12 protein-coding genes are annotated in these 12,760 nt (G+C 64.0%); 7 read left to right on the forward strand and 5 right to left on the reverse strand.

Going from position 1 to position 12,760, the window contains the following annotated elements; translation table 11 throughout:
• Positions 1–39 precede the first annotated feature (39 nt).
• A complete protein-coding gene (locus QP915_RS02280) occupies positions 40–1,020 on the forward strand; it encodes an HNH endonuclease signature motif containing protein (protein WP_284767811.1) in 981 nt (326 codons plus the stop codon).
• Positions 1,021–1,133: 113 nt separating this feature from the next.
• Here QP915_RS02280 and metX read toward each other — a convergent pair whose 3' ends face one another.
• The 4 genes from metX to pdxR form a co-directional block, all read right to left on the reverse strand.
• On the reverse strand, positions 1,134–2,252 hold the full coding sequence (gene metX / locus QP915_RS02285; protein WP_284767812.1) for a homoserine O-acetyltransferase MetX: 1,119 nt from the start codon (positions 2,250–2,252) through the stop codon (positions 1,134–1,136).
• Positions 2,249–3,565, reverse strand: coding sequence for an O-acetylhomoserine/O-acetylserine sulfhydrylase (locus tag QP915_RS02290; RefSeq protein ID WP_284767813.1), 1,317 nt, complete (start codon positions 3,563–3,565; stop codon positions 2,249–2,251). The genes metX and QP915_RS02290 overlap by 4 nt, the downstream gene beginning before the upstream one ends.
• Before the next feature lie 172 nt (positions 3,566–3,737).
• Positions 3,738–3,899, reverse strand: a complete 162-nt coding sequence (locus QP915_RS02295) for a hypothetical protein (protein ID WP_239278052.1) — start codon at positions 3,897–3,899, stop codon at positions 3,738–3,740.
• A 37-nt stretch (positions 3,900–3,936) separates the two neighbouring features.
• Complete coding sequence (pdxR, locus tag QP915_RS02300; RefSeq protein WP_284767814.1) at positions 3,937–5,241, reverse strand: MocR-like pyridoxine biosynthesis transcription factor PdxR; 1,305 nt, start codon at positions 5,239–5,241, stop codon at positions 3,937–3,939.
• A gap of 81 nt (positions 5,242–5,322) precedes the next feature.
• Here pdxR and pdxS point away from each other — a divergent pair, with 81 nt between their 5' ends.
• Together pdxS and pdxT are read left to right on the forward strand one after the other, a co-directional pair.
• Positions 5,323–6,225 carry a pyridoxal 5'-phosphate synthase lyase subunit PdxS gene (pdxS, locus tag QP915_RS02305; RefSeq protein WP_040424867.1) on the forward strand — a complete coding sequence of 301 codons (903 nt, stop codon included), beginning with the start codon at positions 5,323–5,325 and terminating at the stop codon, positions 6,223–6,225.
• Positions 6,219–6,809 carry a pyridoxal 5'-phosphate synthase glutaminase subunit PdxT gene (gene pdxT, locus QP915_RS02310; RefSeq protein WP_284767815.1) on the forward strand — a complete coding sequence of 197 codons (591 nt, stop codon included), beginning with the start codon at positions 6,219–6,221 and terminating at the stop codon, positions 6,807–6,809. Before pdxS ends, pdxT begins: the two co-directional genes overlap by 7 nt.
• A 72-nt stretch (positions 6,810–6,881) precedes the next feature.
• On the opposite strand, the gene QP915_RS02315 is transcribed toward pdxT, so the two are convergent.
• A complete protein-coding gene (locus QP915_RS02315; protein WP_284767816.1) occupies positions 6,882–9,095 on the reverse strand; it encodes an NADP-dependent isocitrate dehydrogenase in 2,214 nt (737 codons plus the stop codon).
• Between the two features lie 216 nt (positions 9,096–9,311).
• Here QP915_RS02315 and QP915_RS02320 point away from each other — a divergent pair, with 216 nt between their 5' ends.
• From QP915_RS02320 to QP915_RS02335, 4 genes are read left to right on the forward strand one after another with little or no spacing between them, the layout of a single operon-like run.
• Positions 9,312–10,565 carry an MFS transporter gene (locus tag QP915_RS02320; protein WP_284767818.1) on the forward strand — a complete coding sequence of 418 codons (1,254 nt, stop codon included), beginning with the start codon at positions 9,312–9,314 and terminating at the stop codon, positions 10,563–10,565.
• Between the two features lie 21 nt (positions 10,566–10,586).
• Positions 10,587–11,504: an exodeoxyribonuclease III gene (locus tag QP915_RS02325; protein WP_284767819.1), complete on the forward strand. Its 918-nt coding sequence runs from the start codon at positions 10,587–10,589 to the stop codon at positions 11,502–11,504.
• The gene (locus QP915_RS02330; protein WP_284767821.1) at positions 11,504–12,487 is read left to right on the forward strand and encodes a trimeric intracellular cation channel family protein; all 984 of its coding nucleotides are present in this window, start codon (positions 11,504–11,506) and stop codon (positions 12,485–12,487) included. Before QP915_RS02325 ends, QP915_RS02330 begins: the two co-directional genes overlap by 1 nt.
• Positions 12,488–12,538: 51 nt before the next feature.
• The gene (locus QP915_RS02335) at positions 12,539–12,730 is read left to right on the forward strand and encodes a hypothetical protein (protein WP_049378073.1); all 192 of its coding nucleotides are present in this window, start codon (positions 12,539–12,541) and stop codon (positions 12,728–12,730) included.
• Positions 12,731–12,760 lie beyond the last annotated feature (30 nt).

Genomic DNA, 12,760 nt, shown 5'->3' on the forward strand with positions numbered 1-12,760 from the left:
TCCGCGCGCCGGCATGCGCGGCCACTTAGGCTCGGGGCCATGATTTCGACCTACCTGACAGCCGTGAACTCCCCGATGGTGCTCATCGAGGAGTGTGCTGGGCTGTCGGTAGAAGAGCTCGTCGATAAGGGCTTTAGCGACCGCGAAGCCGTCGAGTTCGCCCGCCTTGCCGATACCTACTTCGGCCGCACCTCCTTTCGCGCCAAGCAGCGCACCGCCCGCCGCACGACGCTGCCGCTCGATGCGCTAAAAATCATCGAGCACTACGCCCAGAAGATGAAAACCCAGCGTGCGGCCTGGGCGCTGCGCGAAGAACTCTGCGCTCTGCGCGTTGCTACCAGCGAGATTGAAAAGCGCGCCCGCCGCCTTGTGCGCGAGGAGCGCACCACCAAGCGCTCTGAGGGAGTGCGCCTAACCCGCCGCCGCGATGACCTGTGGACGCTGACCATTACCGCCGAGTCCGAACTGGTGGCAGAGATTAATAACCATGTCTCCACCGTCGCCGATGCTCGCCGCGTCTTTTCCCAGGGTGCCGCCGCTTCCACAATCACCACCAACGTGGTCCTCACCCTCAATGAGATGGTCAAGGTCACCCACGGCGAGGACGTGACGCTGCAGCTGACCAATGGCGCGCAGATTTCCGGTGCGGACCTTGCCCGCCGTGCGCTTGCCGACGTCGGCCTTATCACCCTCATCCATCCCGTCACCGGACCCGTAAACCTTTACCAATCGCGGCGCCGGGCTACGTGGAAGCAACGGCAGATGGCGATGGCGGAAAATCCAGTGTGCCCGTGGCCCGACTGCCACACGCCAGCGGATGAATGCCAAGTTCACCACCTCACCCCGTGGCTGCTCGGTGGGGACACCAATTCCGAAAACCTCACCATGGCCTGCAAGTATCACAACGGGGTCAATGATGATGACCCCAATGCGCCGCCGCGCCGCGGCCGGCTCGAGCGCCGCCCCGGCGAAGGTATCGTCTGGCGCCCGCCCTGGGCTACACCGCCCGAAGATCGCTGAGCCGCGTCCCGCCTCTGCTCGCCCCGTCAATCCATAGTCCCAGCGCAGCGTGCCGCACCGCTTATCGCTAGTGCGCGCTGCGCGGCTTTGGCGATCCCAGACTTGGCGGGTTCTTAAATCGTGTACTCAGTCGGATCGCCGGCCGCAGAATCGATGCGCGGGTCCGGTTGGGAAAGGGCGAGAAAGTTTCGCAAGATGCGATCCATCTGGCGTGACTCGGTAAGAAAGGCATCGTGGCCCACTGGGGAGACAACCTTCGCCATCGCCAACAGATTTCCCAGATTGCGCGAGATGTGTTCTTGCTGATGGTACGGATACAAGATATCCGTGTCCACGCCGACGACCATCGTTGGCACCTTGGACGAGCCCAGCGCGCGGTTGAGGCCGCCGCGGCCGCGGCCGATATCGTGGCGGTTGAGCGCCTCGGTGAGGGTGACATAGGAACCGGCATCGAAGCGATCGGCCAGCTTGGTGCCCTGGTAGTCCAGGTAGGAATTGACGGCAAAGCGCTCATTGCGGCGGCGGTAGGGCCCGAGCGGGTTCTCGCCGGTCTGGGCCTGGACACCGAAGCGCTCGTCGATTTCCTGCTCGCCGCGATACGTCAGGTGTGCAATGCGACGCGCGGCCGCCAGCCCCTCGCGTGGGCGCTGCGCGGAGGCGTAGTAGTCGCCGCCATGCCAGAAGGAATCCTGCTCGATGGCCGCGATTTGCGCCGACTGGATGCCAATCTGCCAGGCGGAAGCGCGGGCCGATACGGCAATGACGCAAGCCGCATCAACGGCCTCGGGGTGCATCAGCGTCCACTCCAGCGTGCGCGCGCCGCCCATCGAGCCGCCAATGATGGCGTGGACGTGGGTGATGCCGAGCTCGCGGAGCGCGGCGCGCTCGGCCGCAACGAGGTCGCGCACCGACAGCGCGGGGAAGCGCGAGCCCCAGGCGCGGCCGTCGTCTGGGTGCGGGGAGGCAGGGCCGGTGGAGCCGCCGCAGCCGCCCAGTGCGTTGGTGGCGATAACGCACCACTTCGTCGTATCTAGCGCCTTGCCGGGGCCGACCAGATCGGCCCACCACTCGGCCACATTCGAATCACCGGTCAAGGCGTGTTCAACCACAATGACGTTATTGCGGCCGTGGGGATCGCCGAGGAGGTGGCCGAAGCGGTGGTAGGCAATGTGGGCGTCGGCAAGCGTGGCGCCGGCTTCGGTGTGGAAGTCGCCGATGCTAACTAGCTTCATGCCAGCGCGCTAAAGCCCAGCTCGAGGTCCGCGATGATGTCATCGATGTGCTCGATGCCAACGGACAGACGGATGGTGGACTGGGTGATGCCGGCCGCGGCAAGCGCAGGCTCGTCGGACTGGGAGTGCGTAGTGGTTGCCGGGTGCACGGCCAGGGAGCGGGTATCGCCGATATTGGCGAGGTTGGAGTGGAGCTTGAGGGCGTCGATAAACGCCCAGGCTTCCTCGCGGCCGCCGTCGATGTCGAAGGAGAGCACGGAGCCGGTGTAGGCGTAGCCGAGCTTTTCCTTGGTGGCCTTATACGGCGAAGAATCCAGGCCGGCGTAGTTGACCTTGGTGACCTTGGCGTGGCCTTCCAGGTACTCGGCAACGGCCTGGGCATTGGCATTGTGCTTTTCGACGCGCAGCCCCACCGTCTCGATTCCATTCAGCGTCAGCCAGGCGTTGAAGGGGGAGATGGCGGCGCCGGTATCGCGCAGCAGGCCGGCGCGGGCCTTGAGCGCGAAGGCTGGGGCTCCGAGATCGGCGTACTTCAGGCCGTGGTAGGCCTCATCCGGGGTGACGAAGTAGGGGAATACGGGCTCGCCGTTGCGGGTGACGGTCCAGTCGAAGGAGCCGCCGTCGATAATCGCGCCGCCGATGGCCGAGCCATTTCCGGTGTAGAACTTGGTGGTGGACACCACGACGATGTCCGCGCCGAGGTCCAGCGGCCGGGCGAGGGCGGCGGTGGCGATGGTGTTATCCACGATGAGCGGGACCTGGTTGTTGTGGGCGACCTCGGCGATGGCCGGGATATCGAGGACATCGGCCACGGGGTTGCCAAAGGTCTCGCCGTAGAAGGCCTTGGTATTCGGCTGGACGGCATCCTGCCAGGATTGCGGGTCATCCGGGTCCTCGACGAGGGTGACGTCGATGCCTAGGCGCTTGAGTGTGACGGTAAAGAGGGTGGAGGTACCGCCGTAGAGGCGCGGGGAGGTCACGATGTGGTCGCCGGCCGAGGCGAGGTTCAAAATGGCCGCGGTTTCGGCAGCTTGTCCCGAAGCGAAGGCGACGGCCGCGACGCCGCCCTCGAGGGAAGCGAGGCGCTCTTCCAGCGCGTCCTGGGTGGGGTTGGTCAGGCGGGTGTAGATGGGGCCGGCGTCGGAAAGATTGAAGCGGTTGGCCGCGTGCTCGGCGTCGTTAAAGACGTAGGAGGTGGTCTGGTAAATCGGCACGTTGCGGGCATTGTGGTGCCCATCGAGGTTTTGGCCCGCGTGTACGGAGCGGGTAGCGAAGGACCAGTCGGAATTGGAGTTATCGTATTTCGTCGTCATGCTTGGCAAGACTAGACCAAGCGGTATGTCTTGCGAGCGGGTTTAGTGAAACCTGCTGGCAGGAGCGAGAATGAAAATAGACTAAGCGGTCAGTCTCGAGTTTTATGTGGGCGTCGGAAGGCGCACGGCGGGGCTTTCGCGGCAGCGCACGTGGCCTCGTGGCTAAGAGTTTCTACGGGTGGTGATTTTGTTCCTCGAGCTGATCGGCAATGCGGCGGGTGTTTGCACGAGTTTCGTTGCTATTGCGCACGAGCTTGACCACGATGGCGATGATTCCGGCGAGGATGAGGAACGGAATGAGTATGAGTAGAAATTCAAGCGGGCCGAGGGACATTTATCACCTTTCTTTTATGGTCTTTGGGGCTACGGTATCACTCGCCTAATGCGGCCGCGACCGCGGTGAGGCTCGTGCGCAGCTCGGAGTCGCTGAGGTGGCCGAAGCCGAGGACGACGCCGTCTTCGGCGTCGGCGCCGCCCCAATAGTCGCGCAGCGGGGTGAGCTTAATGCCGCGGGCGGCGGCGCGGGGGACCACAGCCGGGTCGCACAGCAATACCGCGTGGAGGCCACCGTGGATGGGGAGGAGTTGTGCGCCTTCGATGGTGCCGAGCGTTTCGGCCACTAGGTTGCGGCGGCGTTTATAGGTGCGGCGCATGCGGCCGGTGTGGCGCCGTAAAGCGCCGCTGGCAAGGTAGTGGGCGAGCGCGGCCTGGGGAATGGCACCGACGGGTTGGCCGAAGATATCGCGTACGCGGTCAACGGCCGGGCGCAGGCGCGGTGGAACGACGAGGTAGCCGCAGGCAATCGAGGGGGAGATGACCGAGGAGAAGGTACCCAGCAGCACGGTGTGTTCCGGGGCGAGCGCGGCTAGGGCGGGCAGTGGCTGGCCGACGTAGCGCAGTTCGGAGTCGAAGTCGTCCTCGATGAGGAGGGCGTCGTGTGCGCGGGCCCATTCGACGAGTTCGGCGCGCCGGGCTGCGGGCAGCGAGCCGCCGTAGGGGTATTGGTGGCTGGGGGTGACGATCAGGGCGTCGAGATTGGCCGCGGGCACGGTGACGCCGTCGGGGTCGGTGGGGATTTCCATCAACGTGTGGCCGAGGGCGTGGGGCACGCGGCGCAGGCTGGGGTAGCCGGGGGATTCCACGCCCACGCGCAGCTGGCGACCGAGGGAGTGCAGGAGAACGGAGAGGCCGTCGCGGGCGCCGGCCGTGATCAGCACGCAGGCTGGGTCCACGGTGAGCCCGCGCATGTGGCGCAGGTGGGCGGCGACCTCGCGGGGCAGATCTCCGGAGGGGTCGACGGCTGCTGCACGCCAGGCGGCCCTCCATTCAGGGGTGAGGATGCCGGCGGTGTCGGGAAGGCCGGGGGTCAGCGACACCAGCTCGGGCTCGGCGGCGGGTGTGGGGGCCGGCTCCGGCCGCGGGGCACGCGCGTGGGGGAGTAGCGGGTTGATGACGGTGCCGGAGCCGACCTCTGCGGTGAGGTAGCCCTCGGCAGTGAGTTGGTCGTAGGCGGTGACCACGCTGCCTCGGGAAATGCCGAGCTGCGAAGCCAAGTGGCGGGTCGAGGGAGCGCGCTCGCCGGGCAGGAGGACGCCGGCGGCAACCTGGGCGCGCAAGGCGGCGGCGATTTGCACGGGCAGCGGCCGCGTATCAGAGGGATCGAGGCGAAGGGGCACGGGCCCATCATAAGTGGTCTAATCCAACACGCTGAAAATGGCTCTTGTCTTGTACCACTTGTGTGGGTCACTATGGCACCTATGACTGAACAGGTAAATGAACAAGGACGCGCTACCACGCGCGTGAAGCGAGGACTGGCCGATATGTTGAAGGGCGGCGTCATCATGGACGTCGTCACGCCGGAGCAGGCGCGCATTGCGGAAGATGCGGGAGCGTCGGCCGTGATGGCGCTGGAGCGCGTGCCGGCCGATATCCGCGCGCAGGGCGGCGTGGCCCGCATGTCTGACCCGGAGCTTATCGAGGGCATCGTCGAGGCCGTGGACATCCCGGTCATGGCCAAGGCCCGCATCGGCCACTTTGTAGAGGCGCAGATCCTGGGCGAGCTGGGCGTGGACTTCATCGACGAGTCCGAGGTGCTCAGCCCGGCCGATTACGTCAACCACATCAATAAGTGGGACTTCGACGTGCCGTTCGTGTGCGGCGCCACCAACCTGGGCGAGGCGCTGCGCCGCATCACCGAGGGCGCGGCCATGATTCGCTCCAAGGGAGAGGCCGGCACCGGCGACGTCTCCGAGGCCGTGAAGCACCTGCGCACCATTAAGGCGGAAATCGCGCGCCTGCGCCACCTGGATCGAGACGAGCTCTATGTCGCGGCCAAGGAGCTGCAGGCGCCGTACGATTTGGTTGCAGAGGTTGCGGAGACCGGCAAGCTCCCGGTTGTACTCTTCGTGGCTGGTGGCGTGGCCACGCCTGCCGACGCCGCCCTTGTCCGCCAGATGGGCGCCGAAGGTGTCTTTGTCGGATCCGGCATCTTCAAGTCCGGCAATCCAGCAGCGCGCGCGGAAGCCATCGTGAAGGCCGCCACGCTTTACGACGACCCCGCTGAGCTCGCCAAGCTTTCCCGCGGCCTGGGCGAGGCGATGGTGGGCATCAACGTCAACGACGTGCCTGCACCGCACCGCCTGGCCGAGCGCGGATGGTAGCCACCGTCGGGGTGCTGGCGCTGCAGGGCGGCGTCGAGGAGCACCTGCGCATTCTGGACGTGCTCGGTGTGGCGACGCGCCGGGTGCGGGTGCCGCGCGACTTGGACGGGCTCGACGGGTTGGTGATTCCGGGCGGCGAGTCGAGTGTCATCGACAAGCTGGCGCGCAGCTTCGGGCTGGCCGAGCCGCTGCGCGACGCCGCGGCCGCAGGAATGCCGGTTCTCGCGACCTGCGCGGGGCTTATCTATTGCGCCCGCGAGCTCGATAACCCCGCGCCGGGGCAGCAAACCCTGGGGCTGTTAGACGTGACCGTGCGGCGTAATGCCTTTGGCAACCAGCGCTTTTCCGAAGAGCGCACGGTGCCTGTGACGGCGGGCGAGGAAACGCTCGACATTGCGGCGAGTTTCATTCGTGCCCCGCTGGTCACCCGCGTGGGCGAGGGCGTCGAGGTCATCGCGACGGTGCCGGGTGAAAACGGCGACGCGGTGGTCGGCGTGCGCCAGGGCCGCGTGACGGCGCTGAGCTTCCACCCAGAAGAAAATGGCGACGCCCGCGTGCACGCCGCCTGGCTCGACAGCTTCTAGGCACGCAGACACACCAAAGCCGCCCCGCAGCGAATCGATAAACGCTGCGGGGCGGCATTCGCCTGTGAAGACTTACTTCTTCAGGCCGTCGATGATCTCGTTGAACTGAGCAACTGGGCGCATGACGGCAGAGGTCTTCTCGTCATTCGGCCAGTAGTAGCCGCCGAGGTCGGCGGGGTTGCCTTGGGCGTCGACAAGCGCCTGGGCAATCTCGTCTGCCTGGGAGGACAGCTGGGAAGCCACGTCCTTGAACGCAGCGGCGAGATCGGCATCATCGGTCTGGTTAGCCAGCTCCTCGGCCCAGAAGGTAGCCAGGAAGAAGTGGGAACCGCGGTTGTCGATTTCGCCAGCCTTGCGGGACGGGGACTTGCCCTCATTGAGCAGGCGCTCGGTGGCCTTGTCCAGGGTGGCGGCCAGGACGCCGGCCTTCTCGTTGCCGTTGGTCTGCTTCTCGTGGCGGAAGGACTCGGCCAGAGCCAAGAATTCGCCGAGGGAATCCCAGCGCAGGTGGTTTTCTTCTTCTACCTGCTGGACGTGCTTCGGGGCGGAGCCGCCCGCACCGGTCTCGAAGAGGCCGCCGCCGGCCATGAGCGGAACTACAGACAGCATCTTGGCGGAGGTGCCCAGCTCGAGGATGGGGAAGAGGTCCGTGTTGTAGTCACGCAGCACGTTGCCGGTCACGGAGATGGTGTCTTCGCCGCGGCGGATGCGCTCGATGGAGGTCTTGGTAGCGGTGACCGGATCCTCGATGGAGATGTCCAGGCCCTCGGTGTCGTGGTCCTTAAGGTACTTTTCCACCAGGGACTTGATATTGCGGTCGTGGCCGCGCTCTGGGTCGAGCCAGAAGATGGTCTTCATGCCGGACAGGCGAGCGCGGTTGACGGCGAGCTTGACCCAGTCCTGGATCGGGGCGTCCTTGGTCTGGCAAGCGCGCCAGATATCGCCTTCCTCCACGTCGTGGGAGATGAGGGCCTCGCCCTGGGAGTTGCGAACCTCAACGGTGCCCGCAGCCGGGATCTTGAAGGTCTTGTTGTGGGAGCCATACTCCTCGGCCTTCTGCGCCATGAGGCCAACGTTTGGCACGGTGCCCATGGTGGTCGGGTCGAAGGCGCCGTTTTCCTTGCAATCCTCGATAACGGCCTGGTAGACGCCGGCGTAGGAAGAATCCGGGATAACGGCGAGGGTGTCCTGCTCTTCGTCGTTCTTATTCCACATGTGGCCAGAGGTGCGGATCATGGCAGGCATGGAGGCGTCAATAATGACGTCGGAAGGCACGTGCAGGTTGGTGATGCCCTTGTGGGAGTTGACCATGGCGAGGTCGGGGCCGTCGGAAAGCGCGGCGTCGAAAGCAGCCTTGATTTCTTCGCCGTTGTCCAGGTTCTTCAGGCCCTCGTAGATAGCGCCTAGGCCGTTCTCGCCGTTGAGGCCGGCAGCCAGCAGCTCCTCGCCGTACTTGTCATAAACATCGGCGAAGAAGGCGCGGACGACGTGGCCGAAGAGGATGGGGTCAGAGACCTTCATCATGGTGGCCTTCAGGTGGGTGGAGAAGAGCACGCCCTCTTCCTTAGCGCGCTTGACCTGTGCGAGGAGGAACTCATCCAGGGCCTTGGCGGACATGAAAGTGCCGTCGATGACCTCACCCTTGAGAACCGGCAGCTCCGGCAGCAGGGTCTGCTCGCCATCGGCGGTCTTGAGGACGATGGACAGGGTGTCCTCGTTTTCCAGAATGACGGACTTCTCATTGTGGCGGAAGTCGTTGTCCGCCATGGTGGCAACGTTGGTCTTGGAGTCCTTGGACCACTCGCCCATGCGGTGCGGGTGCTTCTTCACAAAGTTCTTCACGGCCTCCGGTGCGCGGCGGTCGGAGTTGCCCTCACGCAGCACCGGGTTAACAGCGGAGCCCTTGACGGAGTCATAGCGGGCGGCGATGTCCTTTTCTTCCTCGGTGGAAGGATTATCCGGGTAATCAGGCAGATCGTAACCGGCGGCCTGCAGCTCGGCGATGGCCTTCTTCAGCTGCACCAGGGAAGCGGAAATATTCGGCAGCTTGATGATATTTGCTTCCGGGGTCTTAGCCATCTTGCCCAGCTCCGCCAAGGCGTCCTCGACCTTCTGCTCCTCGGTCAGGCGCTCCGGGAACTGCGCGGCGATGCGGGCGGCCAGCGAGATATCGCGGGTTTCCACGTCGATGCCAGCGGTGGAAGCGAAGGCCTCCACGATGGGCTTGAGGGAGTAGGTCGCCAGCAGCGGCGCCTCATCGGTACGGGTCCACGTAATCTTTGCCATGATTCTCCTATATAACGTTGGAAAATTGTTCAAGTGCCCAGATTACCGATTTTGTGGGCGGCATGTGGGTCAGTTTGCTGAAAGTGATCCCCCATGTGTCGCCCCTTGAAAAGGGTTGCGTGGTAATCATCACCCGTGCATGGGTGGGGTGGAGATATTCACGAGCCCCCGCTGCGGGCATGCTGCAGGCGCGCACTGGGTGTACCCTCACTCTCCATGAAAATCATCGATGAGCTAAGCCCGCGCAGCGCACACGAACACCGCATTCGCCGCCGTCCGCTGCCGTTGCAAACGGAGATCACCGCCCGCCGACGCGCCATCGTCATGGTGGCCATGGCCTTGGGCGCGTTTGCCATCGGCACCACGGAGTTCGTGTCTATGGGACTGCTGCCGCTCATCGCGGATGATTTTGGCATTTCGGAAGAAAACGCCTCCACGCTCATCACCATTTATGCGATGGGCGTGGTGGTCGGTGCCCCGCTGATTGCGGCTTTTACCGGTAAGCTGCCGCGCCGCCGCCTGATCTTGCTGCTCATCGGCTTCCTCGTGGTGGGTAACCTCCTCTCGGTCTTGGCGCCGAATTACGCCATCCTCATGATTGCGCGCTTCATCGCGGGCATGCCGCACGGCGCCTATTTCTCCGTGGCTAACCTTTCTGCCGCATCCATGGCGCCCCCAGGCGGCCGCGGCAAGGCCATGGCTTATGTGGGCATGGGCCTAGCCATCGCCACGGTGATTGGTGTACCGGCCGCCCAAGCCCTCGGCTCCGCGCTGGGCTGGCAGGCGGCCTACCTAGTGGTCGTGGCCTTGGGTATCGTCACCGCCATTGCGTTGTTCTTCCTGATGCCGCACATGACGGAAATGAAGCAGACCGATATTCGCACCGAATTTGGTGCGTTCAAAAACAGCCAGGTGTGGTTCACCGTCATCATGGGCGTGGTCGGCTTTGGTGGCATGTTCTCCGTCTATACCTATATTTCGTGGACCATGACCGAGGTCGCCGGCATGGACCAGAGCCTCATCTGGGTGGTGCTCATGGCCTATGGCATCGGCATGACCATCGGCAATGCCTTTGGCGGCTGGCTGGCTGACCGCAATCTGGAGTTTGGCATTATCTTTGCCTTGGCCTGTCTCATCGTTATCCTGACGGCCTTCTACTTCCTCTCCGGCAATGCCATCCCCGCTACCTTGTGCTTTGGCTGCGTGGCGTTTATGGGCTCTACCCTGGTGCCTTCGCTGCAGCTGCGCTTGGTGCATGTGGCTGGCGACGCCCAGACTTTGGCCGCAGCCCTTAACCAGTCCGCGCTGAACATCGCAAACGCGGCCGGTGCGACCATTGGCGGCGCCGTGGTGGGTGCCGGCTTGGGCTACTCCGCCCCGGCGCTGGCGGGTGCCAGCCTGGCGGCGGCGGGGTGCCTGGTATGGGCTGCGACGATGTGGGATAAAAAGCGCCTTGCTCGCCGCGCCTAGGCGGACCGATATGCTGTTGGCATGACCCTTACCATCGCGAGCGTAAACGTCAATGGAATCCGCGCTGCGTGCAAGCAGCGCAATGAAAATAACCCCGGTATGAACGCCTGGCTAGAGGAGACCCCGGCCGATATCGTGCTCATGCAAGAAGTGCGCGCAACCCCGGAGCAAGCCGAAAAGGCCCTGGCCCCAGCCCTAGAAGCGGGCTGGCACTTAGCTCTTGCCGACGCCGCCGCAAAGGGCCGCGCCGGCGTCGGCATCTTGTCCCGCACCCCGCTTGCCGACGTCGAAGTGGGCTTCGGCTCCTTTACCGACGCCGGCCGCTGGATCGCCGCTACCACCCGCGACATTCGCGTCGCCTCCCTATACCTGCCTTCCGGCGATACCGGTTCGCCGAAGTTGGATGAAAAGTACCGCTTCTTGGATGAGTTCCAGGAGGTGCTGGCGGAGAACGCGGCGCGCACGAATCCTGATGGCAGCCCGGCCGACATGGTCATCGGCGGCGACTGGAATATCTGCCACCGCGCCCAGGACCTGAAAAATAATAAGGCCAACGAAAAGAAGGCCGGCCACCTGCCGGAGGAGCGCGCCTTCATGGACCACGTCTTTGGCGCGTTCCCGGATGACAAGCCGCAAGAGAAGAAGAACCTGGGGCAGTGGCAGGGCGTAGTCGAGTACGCCGGCGGCGAGCCGTGGTCCCCGGCCGCAGATCCGCAGTGGTTCGACGTCGCCCGCCGCCTGCACCCAGAAGAAGATGGTCCTTATACCTGGTGGACCTACCGTGGCCAGGCATTTAATAACAACGCTGGGTGGCGCATCGATTACCAGGCGGCCACCCGCCCGATGCTGGAGCGCGCGCAGCGCACCTGGGTGGATAAGGCCCCTACCGTGGAGCAGCGTTGGTCCGACCATTCCCCACTGCTGGTGGAGTACCGCTGATGACGCCACTATTTAGCGTCCTGTATGTAGTTGGTATTACGGCCGAGTCCATGACCGCCGCATTGTCCGCTGGCCGCCAAAAGCTCGATCTTTTTGGCGTCACCATGATTGCCTCCATGACGGCGCTGGGCGGCGGCACGGTGCGCGATATGATCCTCGATGATCCTCCCTTTACCTGGGTTGAGCACCCCATCTATTTGGTGATCGTCATCGTGGCGGCCGTGGTGACGGTGGGCATGTCCTTCCTCATGCACTATTTCCGCCACCTCTTCCTCATCTTGGATGCCCTAGGTCTTGCGGTCTTTTCGGTGCTGGGCACCCAAATCGCGGTCCACCTGGGACATGGGTTCATTATTGCCTCGGTGTCTGCGGTGATTTCCGGCGTCTTTGGTGGCGTGCTGCGTGACCTGCTTTCAGATCGCATTCCGCTGGTCTTTTCCGGCGAGTATTATGCCGCCATCTCGCTGTTGGCCGCGGCGCTATTTATGGCGCTCTACCACGGCGGCTTGGCTGAGGAACCGAGCGCGATTATTACCGCCTCTGTGTGTTTCATCGCCCGCTTGGCCGCGATCTACTTCAAGAAAGGCCTACCCGTCTTTGAATATCGCGATGCCGAGCAGCAGATGGACCCGCGCCTGCGTTTGTCCGCGCGCATTGTGCGCGATGGCGCTCGCAAGGCCAAGCGCAAGGCGGGCGCGGCCACGCGCTATGCCAGCCCCATTACGCGCCCGCTGACTCGGCCGCTTAGCCGCCCCTTGAGCCGGACGTTTAGGAAAAAGTCTCGAGCGTTTGCTACGGCGGCTGAAGGAACGGACTACAGCGATATATCGAGCAACCGCATCGCGCGCCGGCCGAAGCAGCAGTCGATTACGCGGCCGAGCGGCCGGCACTCGCCAGGGGCACGGGGAGTAAACGTGGAGCAGCAGTGGAGCTTTAATAAGGGGGACGTCGGCAAGCGCAAGGCACCCAAACACAAGCAGTAGTGCTAGTATAGGTAAGTCAAAAAATTCAGTAATCTGCAACGGAGAGAGTTCATGGCTCGCGCAATTATTTCTTTCGTTCTCGGCGCTGTAATCCTCGGCCTGAGCATCTGGTGGTGGACCGTTGTTGGTCCGTCCTTCGCTTTCCTCGGCCCCATCGTGCTGATGGGCGTGGGCGGCGCGCTGATGGTTGCGGGCTTTGCCATCTTTATGGATGTTGTTAGCCCCACCTCCCGCAAGATTTAAGTCCTTGCGCCGCTTCCCCTGCCCTACGGG

The sequence above is a fragment of the Corynebacterium sp. MSK158 genome (genome assembly GCF_030229085.1).
GTDB lineage: Bacteria > Actinomycetota > Actinomycetes > Mycobacteriales > Mycobacteriaceae > Corynebacterium.